The organism is Enterococcus dongliensis (assembly GCF_031927985.1).
Classification (GTDB): Bacteria; Bacillota; Bacilli; order Lactobacillales; family Enterococcaceae; genus Enterococcus_A; species Enterococcus_A dongliensis.
Map to the genome: position 1 here is coordinate 63,174 of NZ_JARPZC010000011.1, position 26,033 is coordinate 89,206.

At 37.8% G+C, this 26,033-nt stretch carries 26 protein-coding genes; 9 read left to right on the plus strand and 17 right to left on the minus strand.

Features of this window, described 5'->3' with window-relative positions; all coding sequences use genetic code 11:
• Positions 1-37: 37 nt before the first annotated feature.
• Positions 38-676 carry a redox-sensing transcriptional repressor Rex gene (locus P7D84_RS09150; RefSeq protein WP_137603542.1) on the minus strand — a complete coding sequence of 213 codons (639 nt, stop codon included), beginning with the start codon at positions 674-676 and terminating at the stop codon, positions 38-40.
• 201 nt (positions 677-877) lie between these two features.
• Between P7D84_RS09150 and P7D84_RS09155 the strand changes: the two genes are divergently transcribed.
• The 3 genes from P7D84_RS09155 to P7D84_RS09165 all read left to right on the plus strand — a co-directional run bounded on the left by P7D84_RS09155 (position 878) and on the right by P7D84_RS09165 (position 6,305).
• Positions 878-2,797 (plus strand): ABC-F family ATP-binding cassette domain-containing protein, encoded by a 1,920-nt coding sequence (locus P7D84_RS09155; RefSeq protein WP_311806162.1) that lies wholly within the window; start codon positions 878-880, stop codon positions 2,795-2,797.
• 66 nt (positions 2,798-2,863) lie between these two features.
• Positions 2,864-3,520 (plus strand): C39 family peptidase, encoded by a 657-nt coding sequence (locus tag P7D84_RS09160; protein ID WP_137603544.1) that lies wholly within the window; start codon positions 2,864-2,866, stop codon positions 3,518-3,520.
• Positions 3,521-3,941: 421 nt separating this feature from the next.
• Positions 3,942-6,305, plus strand: coding sequence for a phosphoketolase family protein (locus tag P7D84_RS09165; RefSeq protein WP_311806164.1), 2,364 nt, complete (start codon positions 3,942-3,944; stop codon positions 6,303-6,305).
• A gap of 51 nt (positions 6,306-6,356) precedes the next feature.
• Here the strand turns inward: P7D84_RS09165 and P7D84_RS09170 are convergent, their stop codons facing one another.
• The 9 genes from P7D84_RS09170 to P7D84_RS09210 form a co-directional block, all read right to left on the minus strand.
• On the minus strand, positions 6,357-6,995 hold the full coding sequence (locus P7D84_RS09170) for a bifunctional 4-hydroxy-2-oxoglutarate aldolase/2-dehydro-3-deoxy-phosphogluconate aldolase (RefSeq protein ID WP_311806166.1): 639 nt from the start codon (positions 6,993-6,995) through the stop codon (positions 6,357-6,359).
• 24 nt (positions 6,996-7,019) lie between these two features.
• On the minus strand, positions 7,020-8,090 hold the full coding sequence (gene uxuA / locus P7D84_RS09175; RefSeq protein WP_311806168.1) for a mannonate dehydratase: 1,071 nt from the start codon (positions 8,088-8,090) through the stop codon (positions 7,020-7,022).
• A 21-nt stretch (positions 8,091-8,111) separates the two neighbouring features.
• Complete coding sequence (locus P7D84_RS09180; protein ID WP_311806170.1) at positions 8,112-8,555, minus strand: PTS sugar transporter subunit IIA; 444 nt, start codon at positions 8,553-8,555, stop codon at positions 8,112-8,114.
• Positions 8,556-8,574: 19 nt separating this feature from the next.
• Complete coding sequence (locus P7D84_RS09185) at positions 8,575-9,447, minus strand: hypothetical protein (RefSeq protein ID WP_311806172.1); 873 nt, start codon at positions 9,445-9,447, stop codon at positions 8,575-8,577.
• Positions 9,448-9,472: 25 nt separating this feature from the next.
• The gene (locus P7D84_RS09190; protein WP_311806174.1) at positions 9,473-9,979 is read right to left on the minus strand and encodes a PTS sugar transporter subunit IIB; all 507 of its coding nucleotides are present in this window, start codon (positions 9,977-9,979) and stop codon (positions 9,473-9,475) included.
• 21 nt (positions 9,980-10,000) lie between these two features.
• Positions 10,001-10,867, minus strand: a complete 867-nt coding sequence (locus P7D84_RS09195) for a PTS system mannose/fructose/sorbose family transporter subunit IID (RefSeq protein WP_311806176.1) — start codon at positions 10,865-10,867, stop codon at positions 10,001-10,003.
• 20 nt (positions 10,868-10,887) lie between these two features.
• The gene (locus tag P7D84_RS09200) at positions 10,888-11,730 is read right to left on the minus strand and encodes a PTS mannose/fructose/sorbose/N-acetylgalactosamine transporter subunit IIC (protein ID WP_311806178.1); all 843 of its coding nucleotides are present in this window, start codon (positions 11,728-11,730) and stop codon (positions 10,888-10,890) included.
• A 100-nt stretch (positions 11,731-11,830) separates the two neighbouring features.
• The gene (locus P7D84_RS09205) at positions 11,831-12,934 is read right to left on the minus strand and encodes an iron-containing alcohol dehydrogenase family protein (protein WP_311806180.1); all 1,104 of its coding nucleotides are present in this window, start codon (positions 12,932-12,934) and stop codon (positions 11,831-11,833) included.
• A gap of 107 nt (positions 12,935-13,041) precedes the next feature.
• Positions 13,042-14,040 (minus strand): D-isomer specific 2-hydroxyacid dehydrogenase family protein, encoded by a 999-nt coding sequence (locus P7D84_RS09210; RefSeq protein ID WP_311806181.1) that lies wholly within the window; start codon positions 14,038-14,040, stop codon positions 13,042-13,044.
• A gap of 265 nt (positions 14,041-14,305) precedes the next feature.
• Between P7D84_RS09210 and P7D84_RS09215 the strand changes: the two genes are divergently transcribed.
• The gene (locus P7D84_RS09215; protein ID WP_311806182.1) at positions 14,306-15,166 is read left to right on the plus strand and encodes a MurR/RpiR family transcriptional regulator; all 861 of its coding nucleotides are present in this window, start codon (positions 14,306-14,308) and stop codon (positions 15,164-15,166) included.
• Positions 15,167-15,263: 97 nt separating this feature from the next.
• Here the strand turns inward: P7D84_RS09215 and P7D84_RS09220 are convergent, their stop codons facing one another.
• The 5 genes from P7D84_RS09220 to P7D84_RS09240 all read right to left on the minus strand — a co-directional run bounded on the left by P7D84_RS09220 (position 15,264) and on the right by P7D84_RS09240 (position 19,778).
• A complete protein-coding gene (locus P7D84_RS09220) occupies positions 15,264-16,334 on the minus strand; it encodes an ABC transporter substrate-binding protein (protein ID WP_311806184.1) in 1,071 nt (356 codons plus the stop codon).
• On the minus strand, positions 16,331-17,170 hold the full coding sequence (locus tag P7D84_RS09225; RefSeq protein ID WP_137603547.1) for an ABC transporter permease: 840 nt from the start codon (positions 17,168-17,170) through the stop codon (positions 16,331-16,333). Before P7D84_RS09225 ends, P7D84_RS09220 begins: the two co-directional genes overlap by 4 nt.
• Positions 17,167-17,976: an ABC transporter permease gene (locus P7D84_RS09230; protein ID WP_311806185.1), complete on the minus strand. Its 810-nt coding sequence runs from the start codon at positions 17,974-17,976 to the stop codon at positions 17,167-17,169. Before P7D84_RS09230 ends, P7D84_RS09225 begins: the two co-directional genes overlap by 4 nt.
• 12 nt (positions 17,977-17,988) lie before the next feature.
• The gene (locus P7D84_RS09235) at positions 17,989-19,077 is read right to left on the minus strand and encodes an ABC transporter ATP-binding protein (protein ID WP_137603549.1); all 1,089 of its coding nucleotides are present in this window, start codon (positions 19,075-19,077) and stop codon (positions 17,989-17,991) included.
• Positions 19,078-19,235: 158 nt separating this feature from the next.
• Complete coding sequence (locus tag P7D84_RS09240; RefSeq protein WP_311806186.1) at positions 19,236-19,778, minus strand: helix-turn-helix domain-containing protein; 543 nt, start codon at positions 19,776-19,778, stop codon at positions 19,236-19,238.
• Between the two features lie 463 nt (positions 19,779-20,241).
• Between P7D84_RS09240 and P7D84_RS09245 the strand changes: the two genes are divergently transcribed.
• The 4 genes from P7D84_RS09245 to P7D84_RS09260 are packed head-to-tail and all read left to right on the plus strand — an operon-like array spanning position 20,242 to position 23,122.
• Positions 20,242-21,237 (plus strand): YhdH/YhfP family quinone oxidoreductase, encoded by a 996-nt coding sequence (locus P7D84_RS09245; RefSeq protein ID WP_311806187.1) that lies wholly within the window; start codon positions 20,242-20,244, stop codon positions 21,235-21,237.
• Positions 21,234-21,956 carry a phosphopantothenate--cysteine ligase gene (locus tag P7D84_RS09250; RefSeq protein ID WP_311806189.1) on the plus strand — a complete coding sequence of 241 codons (723 nt, stop codon included), beginning with the start codon at positions 21,234-21,236 and terminating at the stop codon, positions 21,954-21,956. The genes P7D84_RS09245 and P7D84_RS09250 overlap by 4 nt, the downstream gene beginning before the upstream one ends.
• Entirely contained in the window at positions 21,953-22,495 is a 543-nt protein-coding gene (coaC, locus tag P7D84_RS09255) for a phosphopantothenoylcysteine decarboxylase (RefSeq protein WP_137603553.1), read from the plus strand. Before P7D84_RS09250 ends, coaC begins: the two co-directional genes overlap by 4 nt.
• A gap of 3 nt (positions 22,496-22,498) precedes the next feature.
• On the plus strand, positions 22,499-23,122 hold the full coding sequence (locus P7D84_RS09260; RefSeq protein ID WP_311806191.1) for an ECF transporter S component: 624 nt from the start codon (positions 22,499-22,501) through the stop codon (positions 23,120-23,122).
• 42 nt (positions 23,123-23,164) lie between these two features.
• Here P7D84_RS09260 and murB read toward each other — a convergent pair whose 3' ends face one another.
• Both murB and P7D84_RS09270 read right to left on the minus strand, forming a co-directional pair.
• On the minus strand, positions 23,165-24,070 hold the full coding sequence (murB, locus tag P7D84_RS09265) for a UDP-N-acetylmuramate dehydrogenase (protein ID WP_137603555.1): 906 nt from the start codon (positions 24,068-24,070) through the stop codon (positions 23,165-23,167).
• 85 nt (positions 24,071-24,155) lie between these two features.
• Positions 24,156-25,067 (minus strand): Gfo/Idh/MocA family protein, encoded by a 912-nt coding sequence (locus P7D84_RS09270; RefSeq protein WP_311806193.1) that lies wholly within the window; start codon positions 25,065-25,067, stop codon positions 24,156-24,158.
• A gap of 164 nt (positions 25,068-25,231) precedes the next feature.
• On the opposite strand from P7D84_RS09270, the gene P7D84_RS09275 reads away from it, so the two are divergent.
• The gene (locus P7D84_RS09275) at positions 25,232-25,987 is read left to right on the plus strand and encodes an exodeoxyribonuclease III (RefSeq protein WP_311806195.1); all 756 of its coding nucleotides are present in this window, start codon (positions 25,232-25,234) and stop codon (positions 25,985-25,987) included.
• Positions 25,988-26,033 lie beyond the last annotated feature (46 nt).

Below are 26,033 nucleotides of genomic sequence, written 5' to 3' on the forward strand. Positions count from 1 at the left end.
TGCATATAAATAAAAGACTGAGCAGATGCTCAGTCTTTTATTTATTATCCGTATTATGGTGCAAGAAATAAATCAATGTTTGCAATTCATTGGTCAAGTCAACACTTTGGATAATAATGTTGTCTGGGGCCGTTAGACGAGCGGCAGTAAAGTTTAGAATTCCTTTAATCCCTGCTTCTGCCAATTGATCAACTACTTGTTGGCCTTGTTCAGCAGGCAGTGTCAAAATCGCAATTTCGATTTGTTGTAACTTAATCTGTTCAACCATGCTCTCTAATGGATAAACTGGGATACCATCTACGATACGTCCGACGATATCTTCTTTAATATCAAAAGCACAACTTACACGAATACTATTGCTTTGATGGAATTTGAATTTTAATAACGCACTACCTAAATTCCCCACACCAACCAACGCTACATTCGTCAATTGATCGTCGTTTAAGATTTTCCCAAAGAAATACATCAAATCTTCGACATCGTAGCCATAGCCGCGTTTGCCCAACTCACCAAAATAAGAAAAATCACGGCGAATCGTAGCACTGTCGACTTGGATTGCTTCACTTAGTTCCGTTGAAGACACTTTAGTCTTTCCTGCATTATTTAATATACGTAAATACCGATAGTATAACGGTAATCGTTTAACAGTCGCTTTTGGAATTGAACTTTCTTTCACAATAACTCTCCTTCATTAAAAAAAATCATAAATGTTTACTACTGAACTATAATAGCAAGAATGTTCATGTAATTGCAACGTACTTGCTCGAATTTTGTGAAAAAATCACGATTAATTGAAATGACCGCTTCCAATCGCAAGGTCTGTAAAAATATGGTAGACTGAATCCATTCGGAAAAATAAATTTAAGGAAGATATCCAATGATTTTATTACAAGCAAATCAAATCGCTCGCTATTTTGGAGCCGACACTTTATTTGAAAATATTCACCTTGAAGTCAACAGCAAAGCATGTATCGGTCTAGTTGGACGAAATGGTGCTGGAAAATCTACGCTATTAAAAATTATCGCTGCTATCGAAGCTCCGGATGCCGGACAAGTGATAAAAAATAAACAAGCAACTTTAGGCTATCTAGCTCAAGATACGGGACTAGATTCCAATGAAACCGTTTGGAATGAAATGCTGAAAGCTTTTGAGCATGTTCGTCAGATGGAAACGCGCATGCGAGAAGTCGAAGTGAAACTTGGCGAAACATCGGAAAACGATAGCCGCTATGCTGCTTTGTTAAAAGAATACGATCAACTTCAACATGATTTCAATGAACAAAACGGTTATGGTTATGAAAACGAGATTCGCAGTGTGCTTCATGGATTCAAATTTGATGAAGATTTTTATGACAAAGAAATCAGCACCTTATCTGGCGGTCAAAAAACACGTTTAGCTCTTGCTCGTATGCTACTTGTCAGACCTGACATTTTGATTCTAGATGAACCGACCAATCATTTAGACATCGAGACCTTAGCTTGGCTTGAAGATTACTTACAAGGGTACTCTGGAGCGCTGCTGATTGTTTCCCATGACCGTTACTTTTTAGATCGGGTCGTCAATGAAATCTATGAGATTTCACGTCATAAAATTCGCCATTATACTGGCAATTATTCTCGTTACCTAGATTTAAAAGCCGCACAACTTGCTAGTGACTGGAAAGCCTACGAGAAACAACAAGACCAGATTGAAAAACTTGAAGATTTTGTCGCTCGAAATCTAGTGCGTGCGTCAACTACCAAACGGGCACAGAGCCGGCGGAAAACATTGGAAAAAATGGATCGCTTGGATCGGCCGGATGGAAAAGAAAAATCGGCAAAATTTATGTTTGCTATCGATAAAGCTTCCGGCAATGTCGTCTTACAACTCGAAGACGCGGCGATTGGTTATGAAAAAACATTATCTGAACCCATCGACCTAGATATTCGTAAAGAAGATGCAATCGCTCTTGTCGGACCAAATGGGATTGGAAAATCTACTTTATTGAAATCCATCATTGGCCAGCTTCCCTTTATCAAAGGTGAAGCACATATTGGAACCAATGTTACAATCGGTTACTATGATCAAGGACAAGCGGATTTACATGGAAATAAAACGATTTTAGCCGAACTATGGGACGAACATCCGACTACTCCAGAAAAAGATATTCGAAACGTGTTAGGCGGCTTTTTATTCAGCGGTGAAGATGTTGAAAAAACGATTCCTTTACTCAGTGGTGGTGAAAAAGCGCGCGTCGCTCTAGCAAAACTTTCTATGAACAAAGAAAACTTTTTGATTCTTGACGAACCAACAAACCACTTGGATATCGATAACAAAGAAGTCTTAGAAAATGCCTTAATCGATTACCAAGGAACCTTATTGTTCGTTTCTCATGACCGCTATTTTATCAATCGTATCGCCAACAAAGTGATTGAACTTTCTCCTGAAGGCAGTAAGCTATATCTTGGTGATTATGACTATTATTTAGAAAAGAAAAAAGAAGAAGAAGAGCTTGCCGAATTGCGCGCAAAAGAAACGGCGCCTATTGAAGCACCCAAAAAGAAATTTCACCAAAACAAAGAACAACAGAAACTAATCCGCAGTTTGCGACGAAAGATCGAAACAATTGAAGAAACTCTTACTACTTTAGATCAAGAAATTTCTGAATTAGAACTGCAAATGAGTCAACCTGATGTTTTGAATGATCATGTTCAATTATTAGAATTGACAAACGATTTGGATACTAAAAAAGCCCAACAAGAAGAATTGTTAGCAAGTTGGGAAGAGCTTAGTTTAGAATTGGAAGCATTCGAATGATTTACAACTTTTGACCGATGACACCTCACACTTTTTTCGTTTTAATGAATAAGTGGAGGTGCTTTTATGCGACGAATACGTCCCTTTTCAATTTTACTAGGAATTTTTTTAGTGGTCATCAGTCTAGGAATCCTCTCTACCCAAATTTTCCACTTTGATCGTGTAGTCAATAGTCAACAAGACTTTTCTGCAACTGCTAATCAATACCTACAAGAACATGGGCAAGACTTTCCTTTGATTATACAAACCGATCCTCGTTGGGCACAAGAAGCATACGGCAGCGGCTCTGATCAAAATGATCTAGCTACAAATGGGTGTGCGATTACTTCGTTAGCTATGATTCTGTCTTATCGAGAACATCGAACAGTTTATCCAACCGAGATTTTACAATGGAGCGGCAACCGTTATTACGAAACTGGACAAGGAACTGCTTGGTCGATCTTTCCAGCTTTTGCGCAAAAGTATGGATTTCATTTACAAGAACTTGGGAAAAACCAAGTGAAGATTCAACAGCACTTAAACCAAAATCTCCCCATCGTTGTCTCAGTCACTCCGGGTGAATTTACGGATGTCGGACATATCATGGTCATTAAAAAAAGTGTCCAAAACGAGCAACTCATCATTTATGATCCGAATGATCGTTCTGACAAAGAGCATTACAAGCAGTTGTATTCACTTGATCGGCTTATGCCTCAACTTGCAAATGCTTGGACATTTAGCTAACCTTCTAAAACAAAAAGCTGACGCTTAAGCGTCAGCTTTTTTAGGGTCTTCTATTCTCACAGGGGAAAAATTAGGTTACATTTACTATTTGAATAAGTATAAGAACAAATCATGAATTCCTAATGAAATTTCTAAACGGAACTAATTAATCTCTTTTCTCACTGTATCCTTTTTCATCAATGGCTGTCTTTGATCCTCTCTGCAAAAAATAAGTTAAATTTATCACAATTTATTTTTGTTATTAAATTCTCATATTTTTTCTATTACAACAGATTTATACTATTCATCAAGTTATTTTATTGTACTTTGGGCGTTAATTGATGTATTAAATACCAAAAAAGGGTTTACAAACGTTAGAAATCCCTGTATATTGTGTGTGAAAACATTAAAGTAATATTTACTTAAAAAGGAGATTTTCTACATGTCAAATAACCTAGATTCCCAAGACTACTTAAATAAAGTCGATGCTTGGTGGCGTGCTGCCAACTATATCTCTGTCGCTCAAATGTATTTGAAAGACAATCCATTATTAAAGCAACCACTAAAAAAAGAAGATGTAAAAACTCATCCAATCGGTCACTGGGGCACAATCGCTGGACAAAACTTTGTTTACGCTCACTTAAATCGTGTGATCAACAAATATGATTTGAACATGTTTTATATTGAAGGACCTGGACACGGCGGCCAAGTGATGGTCTCAAATTCTTATATTGACGGTAGTTATACTGAAACGTATCCAGAAATCACAGAAGATGAAGCCGGACTTAAAAAACTGTGCAAAATCTTCTCTTTCCCTGGTGGAATCGCTTCTCATGCGGCACCAGAAACACCTGGTTCTATCCATGAAGGCGGCGAACTTGGTTATGCCCTTTCACATGCGACAGGTGCTGTCTTAGACAATCCTGATGTGATTGCTGCAACTGTTGTTGGTGATGGCGAAGCTGAAACTGGACCACTTGCCACTGGTTGGTTCTCAAATACTTTTATCAATCCTGTCAACGATGGTGCTGTTTTGCCGATTCTTTACTTAAATGGCGGCAAAATCTCTAATCCAACAATCTTATCACGTAAAAGCGATGAAGATTTGAAAAAATACTTTGAAGGAATGGGTTGGAAGCCTTACTTTGTTGTTGGAACAGATCCAGAAAAAGTGCATCCACTTATGGCGAAAGTTTTAGATGAAGTAATTGAAGAAATCAAAGCAATCCAAAGCAAAGCGCGCAAAGGCAAAGCTGAAGAAGCCAACATGCCAGCATGGCCAGTTATCATTTTTAGAACACCTAAAGGTTGGACTGGACCTAAAACATGGGCTGGTGATCAACTTGAAGGAACTTTCCGTGCCCATCAAGTCCCAATCCCTGTTGGTTCAGAAGATATGGAACACGCAGACAAATTAGTTGAATGGTTGAAATCTTACCGTCCTGAAGAATTATTTGATGAAAATGGTAAAATTGTTGACTCATTAAAAGAATTATCTCCTAAAGGTCCTAAACGGATGTCTAGCAATCCAATCACTAATGGTGGGATTGATCCAAAACCAATGGATATGCCTGATTGGAAACAATATGCAATCGATACAACAACTCCTGGTTCAGTGACGGCGCAAGATATGATTATCTTTGGTCAACAAGCTCGTGATATGATTTCAAAAAACCCAACAAATTTCCGAATCTTTGGACCAGATGAAACAAAATCAAATCGTTTGAATAAAATTTTTGACGTAACAAACCGTCAATGGTTAGAACCTAAAAATAGTACAGATGAATGGCAATCTTCAGCTGGTCGAGTGATTGATGGCCAATTGTCTGAACACCAAGCAGAAGGTTTCTTAGAAGGCTATGTCTTAACTGGTCGTCACGGTTTCTTCGCAAGTTATGAATCATTCTTACGTGTGGTAGACTCTATGCTAACTCAACATTTCAAATGGATGCGTAAAGCAAGTGCCCATGCATGGCGTAAAGAATATCCTGCTTTGAATGTCATCGCAACATCAACCGTCTTCCAACAAGATCACAATGGCTATACTCACCAAGATCCAGGTGTATTAACTCACTTAGCTGAGAAAAAACCTGAGTTTATTCGTGAATACTTACCAGCTGATGCAAATAGTTTGATGGCTGTTATGGATAAAGCGATGCAAGACAAACAAGTAATCAACTTGATCGTTTCAAGTAAACATCCTCGTCCACAATTTTATTCAGCTGCCGAAGCAGAAGAACTTGTAGAAGAAGGATTGAAAGTCATTGATTGGGCAAGTACTGATAATGGTGCAGAACCTGATTTAGTTATTGCTGCTGCTGGGACAGAACCCAACTTGGAAGCATTAGCTGCTGTTTCTATCTTAAATAAACAGTTCCCAGAATTAAAAATCCGTTTTGTCAATGTCGTTGATCTATTGAGATTACGCCATCCAGAAATTGATCCTCGTGGATTAAGTGATGATCAATTTGATGAAATCTTCACTAAAGACAAACCAATCGTCTTTGCATTCCATGGTTACGAAGGAATGGTCCGTGATATTTTCTTCAATCGTCACAATCATAACATCCTTATCCATGGCTATCGTGAAAATGGCGATATTACGACTCCATTTGATATGCGTGTCTTCAGTGAAATGGATCGCTTCCATTTAGCTCAAGATGGTGCTAATGCAGTCTATGGTGCAAAAGCAGCTGACTTCTCTCAAACTATGGATCAAACGTTACAAAAACATCATGCGTTCATTCGTTCAGAAGGAACCGATCTTCCAGAAGTAGAAAATTGGAAATGGGCCCCTCTACAATAAACAACTATAAAAAAGCATCCGGAGAAAAATTTCTCCGGATGCTTTTTTTGCTTATTTAATCTTCTCAACTAATGACTGTAAAATTTGACTCATTCTTTCACCATTATCTTCTTTGACTATTTCTTCAGATAAGATGAATGATCCTCCTACACCTAGAACATGTGGATTTTCAAGATACTCTACGAAGTTGTTTTCATTAATCCCACCTGTTGGTAGAAATCTTATGTCATAAAACGGGCCGCTCAACGCATTGATCGCCTTTAGGCCGCCATAAATATCTGCTGGGAAAAATTTTACCACTTTGATTCCATATGCTGCTGCCGATTGGATATCTCTCGGTGTCGCTGTCCCAGGGAAGACAGGAATATCTTGTGCTAGACAATACTCGATCACTTCAGGAACAACAGCTGGAGAAACAACGAACTGAGCACCATTTTCAACAGCATTTTTGGCCTCTGCTAGTGTTCGAACTGTTCCTGCACCAACCATGATTTTGCCGGATTTTGATAACTGTTTTATGGCTTCGACTGCTAATTTACTACGAAAAGTCACTTCGATCAACGGAACATTGTTCTCTAACAAAAGTTCCTCTACTTTCGCTAAATAGCTTAAATCTGTCGCTGTATAAAGCGGCAATAATTTTGTTTTTTCTAACTGTTCATAGACTGGATGATTCATATTTACTGACATTTTTTTCTCTCGCTTTCTAGACAGTCACTTTTTTTTGCTTTTAGTGATGGCTTCGTGCAATCCTTGCATATAAGTGATGCCCATCGCACGGTCGTATAAACCGTAACCAGGTCTTGCAACTTCACCCCAAAGCGTCCGGCCATGATCAGGACGGATTACACCATCAAAACCAACTTCCACCAGGGCTTCCATAATCGCATACATATCAAGAGAACCTTCTGTTGATAAATGAGCCGTTTCTTTAAATTTGCGATAGCCTAAAAATTCTACATTGCGGAAATGAACGAAATTAATTCGATCTCCTACTTCATGAATAATTTTCACCATATCGTTGTTAGGGTCTGCCCCTAATGCACCAGTACATAACGTGATGCCATTATACGGTGAATCAACCATGCTGACGATTCGTTTTAGATCCTCTAAATTTTTCGTGATTCTTGGGAATCCAAAGATTTCCCAAGGTGGATCATCCGGATGAATCCCCATTTTTACATCGGTTTCTTCACAAACAGGAATAATTCTTTCAAGGAAATATTTCAAATTATCAAATAAATCTTCTTCGGTTACGCCATCATACATTTCGACTAAAGAATTGAATTTATTTAAGCGTTCTTCTTCCCAACCAGAAAGCTGAAACCCTTTAGACTGGCTGCTGATTAATTTATACATGTCGCCTGGTTCCATATTATCCACTACAGCTTGATCGTATAATAACGCTAGGCTACCATCTTCATTTTCATAATTCAGTGTTGTTTTTGCCCAACCAAAAATCGGTTTGAAACTATAACAGATCAAATGAACACCACATTCAGACAAATTTCTAATCGTTTGAATATAGTTATCGATATAGTGATCTCGTTCAGCGGTTCCCGCTTTGATCGCATCGTGGATCGCAACACTTTCAATTCCTAATAGTGCCAACTGTTCTTTTTCAATCGATTCTTTTAATTCACGAATTTCTGATACTTCCCAAACATCTCCAGGAAGCTTGTTTAGTAATGTTCCTACGACTCCATTAATTCCTGGAATTTGGCGGATGTTGTTTAAGGAAATAGAATCTCCTTTTTCTCCATACCATCTAAAGCCCCACTTCATTGATTCCGTCCTCCTGACTTTCTAAAAATCATCTTCATCATCTACTTCATCAATTTCTGAAACATGCCAAACATCTAAACTATTTGCTCCTTGAGCAAGTACAGCTGACGCGATTTCTTCAACTGGCGTACTTAAAATTTGATGATTGATTGTTTCTAACAACATCGGCAGATTCACACCGCCGATTACATAGACTTTTGCTTGAAGTTCTGGTTCTAAACCGTTCGTAATCAAAACAGATTGATTATACGGGCTAGCACTTACTAAATCTGTTAACACGATCACTCCTGCATCATCATCGACCTCTTTAATAGCTGACTCAATTTGTTTCCCCAATTCCTGGACATCATCGCCGGGGTTCAAATTGACTGTAGCGATATTATTGGTTGTTCCTACAATCACTTCTGCAGCGTCTTTTAAGCCATCACTTAATTTCCCATGTGTAGCGATTACGATTCCTAACATAATATCCTCCTCACTTTTCTTACTGAAACAAATTTGTTACAGCAGTGATGTTTTCCATATTTAATTGTTTTTTCTTTAAATCAGCAGGATTTAGATAAAACACAGCTGTTTCTTGATCTTTCCGTGCACTAAAAAGATAATTTATCGTTTGATCAACGGCCTGGTACTCAATCGTTTCATCCACTATTTTATTCTTAGGCATTTCTCCTAATAAATGCAATGGCGCTGAGGCACCGACACTATCTAAGTAATAGATCTTACTATTTCTTTTGACTTGTTTTTGCAACTCGTCTAAGCCTTTACTGCCATAACTTCCTTCATCTAAAAAAGCATAAGCCACCGTTTTTGTTTTATTTTCTGCAATCATTTTTAACATTGCTAATAGTGATGAGGTATTTCGAACTAACGTTTTTCTATTGGATAATCCTTTAGTTATTTTTCCTAATAAGGCAAAATAACCTGCATAGATCGCCATGATTCCCAAGGTACGAATAGAGTTAAATTGAAACGAATCTGGTGAAATCCGCATATAGATCAATGTTCCAATTACGCCTAAGAAAATCATGAGCAGCGTAGTCGCCAAAATAAATACCGTCGTTTTTTTGGCTTGATCTTTACGATTAAACAGCTGATAAGAGCCTACACTTTCAGGAGGGGTATCATAGAAGGTGCAAATCACTTGATCTGCTTGTTTAATGTCCCCTACATAAACATTGCGCGACGCATATTTTTTTTGACGATCGTATTCAATCACATGCACATCTTCCCGCATTTTGGCAATGTCTGTCACTAGAGCTGCGAGAAATCTTTTTTTACTTTTTTCTGTTCGTCGCAATCGATAAACATATTGATAACGAAACAGCCAGTCTTTAAACACCTCTGTTTGCTCCATCTATTCACCCTCCTGTCGTTAGATTTTATAACCCAAATTGTTTTAAAACATCTTTTAAGCTTGATTTTGGTGCAGAAGGAGTTGCTTGGAAATAAATATCTTCAACACCATAGTTTTCATTCATATCTTTTAATTTCTCTGCGTCTGCTTTATTCAAATAAACAGATTTTGTAACTAGTAGATCTTTCTCTGGATCTTTTTGAGCGATTCCGCCGATATTCAATTCCTTCATCGGTACACCGTGTTTTACTAGGTCGTAAATAACGCCGACTGTTTTCGCGATCAAAATACAGTTGTACTCTTTAAAATTGAATTCATCCCAATAAAATTTGGCTTTTTCCGGTGTGATTACAATTGTTTTTTGTCCAGTCCGGCTACCGGCATTTTTATATAGATCTCGCATGAATTTATCTTTTGCTACAACTTCATCCACGACAAAGATTGAATTTACTCCACTTTTTTGTGATAAAGTCATCATTACTTGTCCGTGGATCAATCGTTCATCCACCCTAGCTAAATTAATTACGCCCATTTCAAACACTTCCTTTTCAAATTATAAGATTCCGATTCCAGCTAAAATAATTAAGATTAATGTTAGCCAGAGCAATGCTTGTGTTACTTTTAATCCTTTTTTCGTATAGAACCAATAAACGCCCATAACAACTACCAATGGCAAAAGTCCAGGTACAATCTGATCAAGGATTTCTTGAATAACAAACTTCCGACCAGAGATCACAAATTTCAATGTCGATTCAACTTTTACATAATTTCCGGCTAAAATCCCCATCATAAACAATCCCAATACAGACAATGCTTCGATCGCTGTTTGAACACCTGTACTTTGCATCAATCCTGTTGCGTTTCGACCCATAGTAAAAGATTGTCTGGCAAAGAAGACACCTAGTGCTGCCTGATAAATAGCAAAGAACACGAATGGGAACAAAGCGCCTAATGCACTACCTTGTTGTGCCCAGGGAACTGCAATTGCAATAAAGATATATTGAACTGTCCCAGAATCAATCGCATCACCGATTCCTGCCAAAGCACCCATCAATCCAGCTTTTGTGTTATACATTAAATCATCTTGCATCAAGACTTCTTTCTTCTCATACTCTTCTTGAGCACGCTGTTGCTCCATAGAAGACATTAATCCTGTGATAACACCGCCGCCCCAACTTAATTGAGTATTGAAAAAGAGCAGTTGCCGCTTATAAGCAGCTTTCAAGGCATCATCGTCTTTGTATAATTTTTTCAAGATCGGCATCATCGCATAAAGCAAGGACGGCGCCAAGTAACGTTCAAAAGAGTGAGGAATTTCGTTGGCAAAATGCCATCTTAAATACGCTTTAGTGACATCTTTACTAGTAATTTCTTCAGGTGCTAAGCTTTTATTTGCTGTTGTATTCGATACTTCAGTCATATTTTTTCCCTCCTAGTTTATTAAAATCCGTCATCATAATCATCGTCATCATCAAAAGTGGCCGATGAACTTTTTCCTGCTGATTCAGCTGCAGGAGCAGCTCCTTTGCCTTTTTGTGATTGAACGAAGATCAATGCGATTACGATTCCAAAGATTGCGTAAGTAACCATCGTGATTTCAATGGATTTAAACACAACACTCATGAAATACGCTAGGAAGAAAAAGACCATGTAATCTTTTCGACCGATGACATACACAGTAGTCGCGATACCGATAGCAGCCAATCCGCCACCTACTACTTCGAGGATATGGATGACAACTGTTCCTTCAAGGGCATTGATGACATCTGCAATAATTGGTGCTCCTAAATAAAGTGCAATAAATACTAATGGAACAAACAAAATAAATGAAGCAATTGTCGGATATAAAATGATCGAGCGTTTGATTGCTTTTGTATTTAAATCTTCGACCGCTTTATCTGTATACTTTCCTAAGAAGGTATTGATAAAGAAGCGGAATTGGTACAAATAACTACCTAGCAATCCAACCGGCACGGCAACAGCGATTGCCGCTTCTGGTTTTAAGTTTCCTAATAATGCTACTGGAACCGCAATTGCCGCAGCAATCGATGGTTCAGCTGGCATTGATCCGCCGGGTGAAAATACTCCCATATAAATCATTTGCAAGGCAGCCGTTACGATCATCGCTTGAGCAACGTCTCCCATGATAATCCCTACGACTAAACCTGTCATAAGAGGCGAGAAACGTAAGGTTAAAGTAGCTCCCCCTCCTAACCAACGCGACATTACCGCAGCGACCCACAAAGCAATCAACAAACTCTGCATTACACTTAAAGTATCCATAAGCTCCTCCTAATTCCTATTAATCTACCTTTTCTCATCTTGAGAAAGCAGGCTTAATAATATTTGACTATCCTTCTGAAGAAACCAAAAGAATCGTTGTTTATTCTTGATTGATATAATTTTCTAACTCAAAAATTGATTCTTTCAATAAATCTGTGGTAATCGGTATCGGTAATAAATGAACTTTTTCCTTTGAATCCACAAAAGTTACAATCTGATCAATCACTGTTTCATCTTCTGGTAAAAGTTTCATCTGACTTAACGACATCGGTAAATCTAATTCTCGATAAAACGGAATTAATGCAGCAATTTGTTCCCATTTTTTCTCTACAGCTAACTGATAAAAAATACCATAGGCAACTTTCTCTCCATGCAAGAAATGATGACTAGCAGGAAGGTATTTGCTCAATCCATCATGCATCGCATGAGCAATAGCATTTCTAGCATATTTATCACCTAAACCACCAACTAATCCTGCCACAGCAAAAACAATTTCAGATAGATGGATGAACTCTTCTGTCGCTTTGCCAGCTTTCATATCTGCAATTGCTTTTGCAGAATCATTCAGAATTGCTGTTTTACAAAGCTCTGAAGTATAGCCGGCTAACTGCAAGAAAGGTTCATTTTTTAAATGTTCTTGCTGTAAAATCGCGTCTGATTCATACCATTTTGCGATAGTGTCCGCGAGCCCTGCCACAAAATAGTTCACAGGAGCATCTACGACCAACTCAGGATCAGTAATAAAGAACGCCGCTTGACGCAAAAAATGTTCACTTTTTCCTTCTGATTCTCCGTTTTCCTTATACATTACTGCAAGGGGTGTCCAAGGAGCACAATTGCTAGCAAGTGTCGGAATCACGCCAAAATTCACATTTACCATGTGAGCAGCATATCCGACTAAATCGGCTAATTTTCCGCCGCCGACGCCAATAATAAAATCAATTTGGTTTTCCTGAACAACTTTGGCGATTTGTTCTGCGCCGTAATAACTACACTCGCCGGTATATTGAAAAAATTGGAAATTATACTCAGTTTTTTTTAAAAAACTTAGAAACGGTTCAGCTTTTTCAAAAGAGCGTTGTCCACGGACAACTAAAACATTTTTTGCTGAGAATTCTTGTAATATCTCTGGTACAAAATCAATTGCGCCAACATGATAACGATAAAATTGTGGACCAACTTTAACCTTTAAATCTGTTAACATTGATTTCCTCCTTAGTAGCAAGCATGAGAATCACTTACATAAAATGATACGTCGTGGTAACTCTCATATTCGCTCATTAAAAACTGTGTTAATAGAAATTTTCTACGTTAACTAAATTCTTTGCTCGTTGCTTGAACAGCTCGTTCAGGAATTTTCCCTGCAACGACATCTTCAACATCATGAAGACATTTTGCTCCCATTTCTTGTAGACATTCCATTGTGTAAGCTGATGTATGAGGCGTCATGACCACGTTACTAAAAGCCAAATAAGGGTGATCTTTTCGACCAGGTTCTTCTTCTAAAACATCTGTTGCTAAACCAGCGATTTTCCCAGATGATAAAGCGCTAACAATTGCTTTTTCATCAAGTAACGCGCCGCGAGCGCTATTAGATAAGTAGACATTATCTTTCATTTGTGCAATTTCTTTAGTAGAAATCATATGATAATTTTCTTCATTCAAGCTCGCACATAGACAGATGACATCTGCTTCTTTTAATAATTGCGGCAAATCAACTTTTTTAGCTCCATAACTTTCGATGTGCAATGCTGATTGATAAGGATCATAGGCCAAAACATTGCATCGGAACCCGTTTCTTACTATTTCTACTACACAACTGCCTGTATTACCGACACCAATGACACCGACTGTCTTATTAAACAATGTGCGGCCAACAAATTTTGCACGATCTTCCCAACGATCATTTTTTACACTTAAATCGGCTTCAATAGTTTTTCTTAAAAGAGCCAATAAATTGGTCACATTATTTTCTGCTACCGCATCTCTTTCAACTAATGCCGGAATAATTGAAACAAGGGTATCGTGCTTTTTAGCTGCTTCAATATCAATATTATTGTATCCAATACCATGTCTTGTAATTAAAATAAGTTCATCTTTGTGCTCAAAAAATTCTTGCGTAAAAAATGGTGTGACACTCGCAATAATGATATTGTATCCTTGTAACAATTCCGCTAATTCACGTCCGCCAATTTCTCCATCTACGGTAAACGAGCGAACTTCGCCGATTTTTTCAAGCCGTTCCAATTGATCATGAAAAATTTTTCCGAAACTACTTGAATTAACGATTGCAATTTTGTATTCTCCCATCCTTAAGCTCCTTTAACATTGCTACTCCTGACTGACAACTCCACCCTTTCAACTAAGTCAGTTATCCTCCTAGGCAATCCCCCTTTCACTGTTTTATCATCAACTATCAAAAAATATTTTATGATAGCGCATACATCTTATAATTCCATTATACAAAAAAATATTTTTTTGTAAACAGAAAAAATAAAAAACTTTTTTGTTGATTTTTTATTTTTTAGCTAGTATCTTATGGATAAAGACGTATTGGATGAAGGAGGTAGACAATATGGCGAGCCCAATTCGCTTACAAATTAAATCAATGTATACCGATTTTAGTCCTAAAGAACAAGCAATCGCTGATTACATACTAGAAAATCCTAGCAAGGTTAGCCATGGTTCCATTAGTGATCTTGCCTCTGAGTTAGGCATTGCTGATTCAACTTTTTTTCAATTCACAAAAAAATTAGGCTTCAACGGGTTCAAAGATTTTAAATTGGCCTTATTAAAACAAGAGAATGACCTATCTGCTGTCACCATCCATGAAAATATTCAAAAAAATGATTCTGAATTGATGATGGCTCAAAAAGTCTTCAACTCAAATATGAAGACATTAACTGATACGAGAAAATTATTAAAAGAAGAAGATCTAATAAAAGCAGTCCAACTAATCACAGCATCTCGACGACTCTATTTCTTTGGTGTTGGAGGCTCCGAAATTGTTGCTACCGATGCCTATCACAAATTTTTACGCTCCCCCATTCCTGTAGGCCACAGTACAGACTATCATATTCAATTAATGGAAGCTTCCTTGTTAACTGAAGAAGACTGCGCGCTGCTAATCTCACATTCAGGTAAATCGAAGGAAACGATCCATATCGCAGAAGCTGCAAAAAAAGCTGGAGCTAAAATTATTATTGTAACTAGTCATGCAAATTCTCCCTTAGCAAAATTAGGGGATGTCGTCTTTATCTCAATTTCTGAGGAGATTGAATTTCGTTCTGAAGCATTGGCTTCTCGAATTGCTCAATTAAGTATCATTGATTCTCTTTATGTGATTATGATGTTCCGCAACCGCGAGAATGCGCAAGAAACGATCTCAAAAGTTAGAGAAGTCATCTTAGGTTTAAAAGATTCTAAATCGGATTGATCAATAAAACTTCCTTTTAAAAAGGCTGGACGAATGATTCGTCCAGCCTTATGTTTATTCAACTAAATATCAGCAACTATGCTTTGAGTGATAAATGTTATTTCCGATACATCTTAAATTCCAAGTAGAGATCATTATAAATCCCTAAATACTTAGCCCCTAGATTTTTATAGACTTCTAGATGGCTGATGGTTTTATCATCTGGATAAAATTGTTTATCGCCAGAGATATTTTTTGGCAGCATCGCTAAGGCTGTTTTGTTTGGCGTTGAATAACCGATATATTCTGCATTTTGTTGGGCAATCTCTGGTTTCAACATAAAATTAATAAAATCGTAAGCACCTTCTTGATTCTTAGATGTTTTTGGAATCACGATATTATCAAACCAAAGATTTGAACCTTCTGGCGGAATAACGTAATGAAGATGTTCGTTTTCTGCCATCATGTCAGCTGCTTCGCCAGAAAAGGTTACCGCTACTGCACTTTCCTCATTAGCCATATACATTTTGATTTCGTCAGCCACGATGGCTTTGACATTTGGTGTTAGAGCATTTAATTTTTTCGTTGCTTGTGTTAAGTTTTTTTTATCTTTGCTGTTGATGGAATGACCAAACGTTGTCAAAGACAAGCCCATGACCTCGCGAGCGCCATCGATTAACATGATATTGTTCTTCAATTCCGGTCGCCAGAGATCTTCCCAATGTTTGATCTTGTCCCCATCAACAAATTTATCATTGTAGACAATTCCTAATGTTCCCCAAAAATATGGAATCGAATAGCGGTTCTCTTTATCAAAATCCAAATCTAAAAAACGAGGATCGATATTTTTCAATCCATGGATTTTAGTATGATCCAATGAGGACAGCAAGTGTTCTTTTTTCATCTTTTGAATCATATATTCACTAGGAATTGCAATATCATAGGCTGTTCCGCCTTGTTTGATCTTAGCTTCCATCGCTTCATTTGAATCAAATGTTTCATAATTTACTTTATATCCATATTCTTTTTCAAATTGTTTCAGCAGCTCAGGATCAATGTAATCTCCCCAATTATAAATATTCAACACTTGCGAACTCGCATTGGAAGAGTGATTTAAGCGAACAACTGAAAAGGTCAGCAACAAAATGATTGCAATAACCCCGATGAAAAGCGACTGCAATTTTCTCATTTCAGTACTGGCACCTCCTCAAATTCCCGTTTCCGTGTTTTTTTCGAGGTGTCTCGACTGATAAAATAATATCCTACCACTAACAACAAGGAGAAAATAAAGACAAGCGTTGATAGGGCATTGATTTCTAAACTGATTCCTTGACGAGCACGTGAATAGATTTCGACTGAAAGTGTCGTAAAGCCGTTACCGGTCACAAAGAAAGTCACTGCAAAATCATCTAAAGAATACGTAAATGCCATGAAATAGCCGGCAATGATCCCCGGTGTCAAAAAAGGCAAGATGATATCACGCAACACCTGGAAATTATTTGCGCCTAGATCTCTGGCAGCATCGATCATTGAGTCATTCATCTCTTTTAATTTTGGTAACACCATCAATACCACGATTGGAATACTGAAAGCTACATGGGAAAGTAATACACTGACAAATCCAAGTTGGAAATTTTTCAACACACCGCCCAACATGGTAAATAAAATCAGAAAGCTCGCACCTATAATAACATCTGGTGAGACCATCAAAATATTATTCAGACCTAGCAGAACATTGCGTGAATTACGTTTGCGTGTATAATAAATCCCCATCGCACCAAATGTTCCAATCATCGTTGCCAACAAGGCAGATAAAAAGGCCAGAATAAAAGTTTGTACCACGATGATGATCAAACGCCGATCCGAAAAAAGATTTTGGTAATGTTCCCAAGTAAAACCAGTAAAAGAACTCATGTTTCCAGCTTGATTAAATGAATAGAAAATCAAATAAAAGATCGGGATATACAATAAAATAAACACAAGAATCAGATAAATCGTCGACCAAGAAAATCGTCTCTTTTTCATTTCACTCGACCTCCTTTACGTTTTTCCCCTGTCACCATCATTACAAGGAACATTGCCACAATCAAAATGACACCGATTGTTGAACCCATTCCCCAGTTTTGTGTGACTAAGAAATGCTCTTCGATTGCTGTTCCCAGCGTAATCACACGGTTTCCTCCAATCAAACGTGTTAACATGAAAAGGGAAAGTGATGGGATAAAGACCGCTTGGACACCGCTTTTTACCCCATTTAAAGAAAGAGGAAAAATCACCCGACGGAATGTATCAAAATTATTTGCTCCTAAATCTCGACTGGCACTGATCAAAGAAGGATTAATCTCATCCAGCGCATTAAAAATCGGCATAATCATAAATGGCAATTCGATATAAGCCGCCACAAACATGAAACTAAAGTCGGTAAATAATAGCTGTTTTTGTCCAATTCCAATGAAACTTAAAAAATCATTGACTGAACCATTTGTACTAAAAATACCAATGAAGGCATATGCCTTTAGTAATAAATTGATCCAAGTAGGTAAAACAACTAGCAATAACAGTAATTGACGATGTTTCAACTTTGATAAAAAATAGGCTGTCGGATAACTGATCAAAAGGGTCATCAAAGTAATCAAGAAGGCAAATAATACAGAATTGATCGTCATCATCAAATAGGTCTTTGAAGTCAGATAAGTATGGTAATTACTCAACGTAAGGTTCCCATGCATATCAAAAAATGATTGGTAGACAATCAAGATCACCGGTGCGATGACAAAGAACAAAAGCCAAAAGAAATAAGGAATCGAATAAAATCGTCGCATATTTTTCATTGTACGCTCCTCCTAATCCTCATAGCTGTCTAGACGCGCTTCAAAATCTTCTTCGCTTTCATTAAAACGCATCACATGGATATCCTCAGGTTCAAACGACAACCCAACTTTGCTGCCTTTTTTGGCTTTTTTAGTTGAATGGACCATCCATTCGTTGCCATCAGCATCGATACAGTTCATTTCATAATGAACACCGCGGAACAATTGAGTATCGACTGTTACGACCAATTTCCCTTTTTCAGGTGTTGTCAACGTTAAATCTTCTGGACGTAAAACCACTTCAACCGGTTCGTTTGGACGCATCCCACCGTCGACACATTCAAATGTTTTACCGACAAATTTAACTAAATTGTCTTCAACCATCTCTCCAGCTACAATATTGCTCTCCCCAACAAAATCAGCAACAAAATGATTGATTGGTTCATCATAGATATCGACTGGCGTGCCGCTTTGAATGATTTTTCCTTTGTTCATCACAAAAATCTCATCACTCATAGCCAGCGCCTCTTCTTGATCATGAGTGACAAAAATAAAGGTGATGCCCAAACGTTTTTGCAATGCTCGTAGTTCATACTGCATGTCTGTCCGTAGTTTTAAATCCAAAGCAGATAACGGTTCATCTAATAACAAAATTTTTGGTTCATTGACGATAGCTCGTGCGATTGCCACCCGTTGACGCTGCCCCCCAGACATTTCTGTGATTTCGCGGTTTTCATATCCAGGTAATTGGACTAACTTCAACGCTTCCAAAACTTTTTTTTCGATTTCTTTTTTTGATAATTTCTTTATTTTTAATCCAAAAGCAACATTATCAAAAACATTCATATGAGGAAACAATGCATAATCCTGAAAAACTGTATTCACTTGCCGCTTATTGGCTGGGATATTATTCATCTTCTTTCCTTCAAAATAAATATCACCCGCACTGACATCTGTAAATCCGGCGATGATTCGCAAAATCGTTGTCTTTCCACAGCCGGAAGGCCCCAATAAGGTATAAAAACGACCTTCTTCAATATCAAAATTAATTTTTTTCAATACCGGATCATCATCGTCGTATTGTTTACTGATATCTTTAAAAGAAATAATTGTATTTGCCATGACTTCACTCCTCGTTTTAAAGGGATTTATTTTTTTATTCAAATGATCCTGATTCTCGCTTTATCGATCATTCTATTTGTTCATCTATTCAAAAAATTTATACTTAGTTTCTTTAGGAATCTCGCTCCTCTTCGCTTGATTAAAGTCGCGGATTTTTTTTACAAATAAGATTCTGTTGCAACGATCAATACTTTACTGATACCAGAGGCTTGATTTTGTAAGCGATGGGGTTTGCTGGCTTCGTAATAGATACTTTCGCCTTTTTTTGCTTCATACAGTGTTTCACCAAATTGCAATGCAATCTTTCCTTCTAACACATGGATGAACGTTTCAGAAAGCGAGGGAGTAAATTGTTTATACTGCCCTTCTCGTTCCAACGTTAACAAAATCGGCTCCATCTCATTTTCATTTGATTCGGGAATCAGCCATTTAATATGATACCCATGTTCTTCGTCTGTATAAAAAGTTGTATCTGATTCTTTATAGACAATCTTTTGATCCCCCGTCTTTTGTTTAAAAAACTCAGCCGGTGTCACGCCTAAAACTTCTAAGATATCAAAAAAAGTCTCCATTGACGGAGAGCTTAGATCACGTTCTAATTGAGAGATATATCCTTTAGATAGATCCGTTCGTTCCCCTAGCTCTTCTTGTGTCAAGTTCTTTTGAATCCTTAAATTACGCAGCTTTTCACCAATCTCCATGATTATCACCTCTTGATTTTGATTATTTTAAAAAAAAATTTACTCGCTGCATCTTTTTAGCTAGAATTATTTTTAAACAAAAAAATAGAAATACCTAAAGCTTCATTAGTTTGCTAAAAGTAAACTTATAGTTTAATATTGCCCTACTAAAGTATACGGACTTTTTGTTAAAAATCAAGTTCTTTTAACGATTTTCATCCCGCTCTTTTTCCAGTATATATAGAGAAAAGAAATTTGCTTTTTCCCTTATTTCCGCTAAGATAATAGTAACTGATTGGACGATTCGGTTTTTACAATTTACATTGCTGAATCGTTGGGTTACATTTATATTTATTGATTACTAATGGGTCAACTACATTTAAACAGACCTTTTCTGATCCGTTAGGCACAGCGCACGTATTTATTAACGTATGGGGCTTTCCCTACGACATTATTTGTTGGAATAAAATTAGGAGGAACAAACATGACTGAGTATCGGCGTTTACGAGTATTGAAAGATGAGACCGTTCACACACAAATTGAAACCTTCACTAAACCTGAAATCGATGAAGGACATGTTTTAATTGCGGTAAGCTATTCTGGAATCAATTATAAAGATGCCTTGGCTACTAAAGCCAACACAGGTGTTCTAAGAGATTATCCAATGACTCCGGGAGTCGATCTAACGGGTAAGATTATCGCTTCAAACGATGATGCTTTTCATAGCGGTGACTTAGTCTTAGTAACTGGTTTTGGTTTAGGAGTCAAACAAGATGGCGGCCTAAGTGATCTTCAAGTAGTTCCTGCCTCTTGGTGTGTAAAATTACCTGAGACACTGTCAGAAAAACAAGCGATGACTTTTGGAACTGCTGGATTTACAGCAGCACTAGCAGTCGATGCATTACAAAAACACGGTTTGACCGAGAAAAGTCGCGTCCTTGTGACTGGGGCAACTGGTGGCGTTGGCGGATTTGCCTTACACTTTTTAAGCCAAATTGGCTGCCAAGAGATTACTGCTTTGAGCCGTAAAGATTCCCAAAATGATTATTTGAGACAATTAGGCGCAACAACAGTCACTTCACCTGCCGAATTATTCCCAGAAAAAAATCGGCCGTTGAATAAACAGCTTTTTGATTTTGTAATCGATGCAGTTGGTGGAGAAACACTGGCACAGGTTATTCCTTTTGTTAATTATGGCGGAAGTTTAGCTCTTTGCGGAAATGCTGGTGGGATTAAATTAAACACAACGGTCTTACCATTTATTTTACGAGGTATCAATCTACTCGGTATCGATTCAGTTGAAGCTTCTATGGACCAACGAAAAAAACTTTGGCAAAAAATGGCTGGGGAATGGGCAGTACCAACTGCTCTTCAAGTACAAGAAATTCAGTTGGAACAAGTTCTAGAAACAGCAGATGCCCTGCTCTCTGGAAATCATGTGGGACGTACAATTGTTGCTTTAGGAGGAGACGTTCAATGAGGATCTTAGTTACTTCCGGTGGGACTTCAGAAAAAATCGATGATGTCCGTGCCATCACCAATCATTCCAGTGGAAAATTGGGCAAGGCAATCGTGGAGAGTTTTGCAAAAGACCAAGTCATCGTTGATTTGATTACCACTCGGCTTGCTGTCAAACCAGAAGGACCCACAATCAATCTTCATTACATCGAAACAACAGCTGACTTGGAAAAAAAATTAAAAGAATTGATGACCACACATTCCTATGATGCGGTGATTCACAGTATGGCTGTCAGTGACTTTACTCCAGAAAGCTCGGTCACTTTAGAAGATTTAGAATCAGCGATTGCTTTGCAAACTGATTTACCAACAACATTGCTTGAAATTGCTAATAAACGAACGACGAAAAAGATTTCTTCTGACACAGATCATTTAGTGATCGTTTTAAAGAAAAATCCGAAAATTATCTCTTTGATCAAAAAATTGCAGCCGCAAACGATTTTAGTAGGATTCAAACTCTTGGTTGATGTCCCGATGATCGAATTATTGAATGTCGCAAAAGAAAGCCTTGAAAAAAATCACGCCGATTTTATCTTAGCAAATGATCTAACCGAGATTCACGGAGAAAAACATCATGGATATTTGATTAATCAACAGCAAAAAGTCAAAGAGGCTCATACAAAGACAGAGATTGCTGAATTAATCAAAAAAGAAATTATGGCCTTGGAGGGACCACGATGAAAACTATCTTATTGGGTATCAGTGGCAGTATCTCAGCCTATAAAGCCGCAGATATTACCAACGAATTGACGAAAATGGGCTATAAATTAGACGTTGTGATGACTAAAAATAGCACAGAGTTCATCACACCATTAGCGATCCAATCACTATCCCACCGCCGCGTCCATCTTGACGTGATGGATGAACCTGATGCGGCTTTGATCAATCATATTGCTCTAGCCAAAAATGCCGATCTTTTTTTAGTAGCACCGGCTTCAGCTAATATGGTCGGCAAATTAGCAAATGGGATTGCCGATGATTTACTATCTACTGTTGCGTTGGCTTTATTGCCTGATACGCCTAAAATCATAGCACCAGCGATGAATACCTACATGTACCAAAATCCGATTGTCCAACGTAATCTCAAAACACTAAAAGACGTCGGTTACCAAGAAATCGTACCAAGAGAAGCTTTACTAGCTTGCGGTGATTATGGTCGCGGTGCTTTAGCAAATGTTTCTGATATCGTACATGTAGTAAATTCAAAATTAAAGGAGTAACAAATGAAAGAGAACAATGTAAGAGGCTTTACTTTAACGGCGATGTTTTTAGCAATCATGATTATTTTAGCGGTCACGCCGCTTGGCTTTATCCCAATTGGTCCAATCAATGCGACGACGATGCACATTCCAGTCATCATTGCTTCGATTGTTTTGGGACCGCGTATTGGAGCAGGATTAGGAACGATCTTTGGGGTGATTAGTTTGGCACGATCGACGATTCTTATTACACCGATGTCCTTTGTCTTCTCTCCTTTTATTGCAAATCCATTGACAAACCAAGGAGATTGGCGCGCTGTACTAATCGCTATCATCCCTCGGATGTTGATTGGTGTCGTACCTTATTTTGTCTATCGAGGACTTCATCACTTGATGAAACAAAAAGCACGCCCTATCAGTTTATTCATTGCTGGAGTAGCAGGCTCTATGACTAATACTATTTTGGTGATGAATCTGATTTTTCTTTTCTTTAAAGATAGTTATGCCAATGTCTTACAAGTTACAGCAGATGCTGTTTATGGAGTCATTTTAGGAATTATTTTTGGCAGCGGCTTAGTTGAAGCTGTCGTTGCCGGTATCGCAACAATGGGAGTCTGTGCCGTCTTGTTACGCTTGATGAAAAAATAAAAAAACTTGCTAGAAACCAATTTAAGTTTCTAGCAAGTTTTTTTATTTTGGTTCTTCTCCTAAAATCCGAACTTCTGTTTCTAAAGCCACATCAAATTTTTCTTTAATCGTTTGTTTGATATGGGCAATCAATTCAATATAATCAGTTGCTGTCGCGTGATTGATATTCACAATAAATCCTGCATGTTTTTCAGAAATTTGCGCGCCTCCCCAAACTAAGCCTTGTAAGCCTGCATCTTGGATCAGTTTACCTGTAAAATGTCCGACTGGGCGTTTGAACACACTGCCACATGAAGGATATTCCAACGGTTGTTTCAACTCACGCAGCTCAGTAAGTTCAGTCATTCTTTTTTTGATCTGCTCCGGCTCACCAGAAGTCAAAGTAAATCGCGCACTCAATACGATCGCTGGTTGTTCTTGAATCGCAGAATGACGGTAGGAAAAGTTCATCTGATCTTTGTCCCATGTCTCAAACGTTCCATCTGCTAATAGTACATCAACAGATTCAAAAACATCCTCTAATTGACCATCATACGCACCGGCATTCATAAAGACGGCTCCACCGATACTCCCAGGAATACCACAAGCAAATTCAAAGCCAGTCAATGCATGATCCAACGCAACATAAGTGGTATCGGTTAGTTTGGCACCAGCTTGAGCAATAATCGTATGATCTTCTACACGAATGGTCGTCATATCTGACAACATGATTACCACACCGCGAATCCCACCATCTTTGACAATCAGATTGCTGGCATTGCCTAAAACAATCCATGGTAGATTATTTAAACGACAGTAGTCGACTATTGCTTTTACTTCTTCATTGTCTTTAGGAAATGCTAAAGCATCCACCGGACCACCAGTTTTTGTAAAGGTATAATTCATTAACGGTTCATCCAAAAGGATTTTCAAGTTAGGTAAGGTTTCTGTCAATGCTGATATTTTCACTTTGATAAGCCTTTCTCGTTCACTACGGGTAAATTTTTCAAACGTCTTTGCTATTTTAGCACGCGAGAAAAAAACTTGCCACCCCTTATAATTGATGACGAATATGTTGTTGAAGCATCTGAGCACATAATTCATGACTCAACAAAACATTTTTTTGTCTTAAATCAACGTCTTTTCCTTTCAAAGCAGCTATAAAGTGCTGGACCAACTGTTCAAATCCGCGTTTTTCTAATGTCGTCGTCCAATCACCAAAGCGCTGGATTTCTTCTTTTTGTCCACGTTTGATAGCCAAATCCGTCAATTGATCCACAATCATCGTTTGTTTTGATGAACTTACATGATAGCGTTCCATTTTTCCTCCGCTCATCAAATCCATTGATAATAGGCATTCACTCGTCGCTGTTGAAAGCTGCATCTGAGCATAGACCATCTTCCCATTTTCCTCACGAATCTTTGAGTGTACGCTCATGATTTCATCGTCTAATAAATAAACTGCTGTATCAACTAAATGAATGAACAAATCATAAATGCCGTATTGTGTAGCCATCCCATGATCTGGTTCGTTTTTTTCTAAGTGAATAACGCGTTTTTGTTCTAATTGTTTCAATTGTTCAACCATTGGCGCAAAACGACGATTAAAACCGACCATGAACAAAAGATTTTTTTCTTGAGCAAGTTTTTGCAATGTCTGGACTTCCTGAAAGTCTTCACTAACAGGTTTATCAATAAAAACTGCCACTCCTGCTTCTAAACATTTTTTAGCGATTTCAAAATGCACACTGGTCGCTACGTGGATAAAACAAGCGGCAATCTTTTCTGCCAACAATTGATCGATTGTTTCAACCGTATTCTCAAAATTATGTTCTTTTGCAAGTGCCTCTCGTACCTTATCATTGCGTGTCGCAAAAATAAACGTCGCTTCCTTGCGTATTTTTGTATAGGTGGGTAAGTAAGCTTTTTGTGCGATCCCGCCAATACCAATCACTCCGGTTTTCATACTAACACTCCTTACATATTCTATTATCTTATTCTTCATCTGTTTATTTTTAAATTAAAAAAGATTCTGCTCTAGTTGAAATAAATGGAACTTTCTTTGCTTTCTCGACTTTTTTCGTTACAATTAGTCCATGATTGAATCTATTATTGTTGGAGGAATGTCTTGTGAAATTGATTTCTTGGAACGTCAATGGGCTACGTGCCGTGATGAAAAAGAATTTTATGGAAGTTTTTAATGAATTAGATGCTGATTTTTTCTGTCTGCAAGAAACAAAATTACAAGCTGGTCAGATCGAAATGGATCTACCTGGCTATTATGACTACTGGAACTACGCTGAGAAAAAAGGGTATTCTGGCACGGCGATTTTTACCAAACATAAACCAATCAGTGTCGCTTATGGTCTAGGTATCGAAGAACATGATCAAGAAGGCCGTGTCATTACTTTAGAATATCCTGAATATTACGTAATCACCTGTTACACGCCAAATTCACAAAATGAATTAAAGCGGCTGGACTATCGTATGACTTGGGAAGATGTCTTTTTAACTTACTTGAACCAATTAAAAGAACAAAAACCGGTCATTTTTTGCGGAGATTTGAATGTCGCCCATGAAAACATCGACTTAAAGAACTGGAAGACCAATCAAAAAAATGCAGGGTTTACTCCCCAAGAACGCGAGAAATTTCATACCTTATTAGAGAATGGGTATATCGATACTTTCCGATATTTTTATCCTGAACAAGCCGGCATTTACTCATGGTGGAGCTATCGTTTTAATGCACGTAAAAATAATGCCGGTTGGCGTATCGACTATTTTATCGTTTCTAACCAGTTGCAAGATCAATTACAAGACGCAAAGATTCATACCGAGATTTTCGGCAGTGACCACTGTCCAGTTGAATTAGATATCAACCTTTAAAATTTCTGAATCTTTTTGACACAAGGCTTTTATCAATGAATAGTGT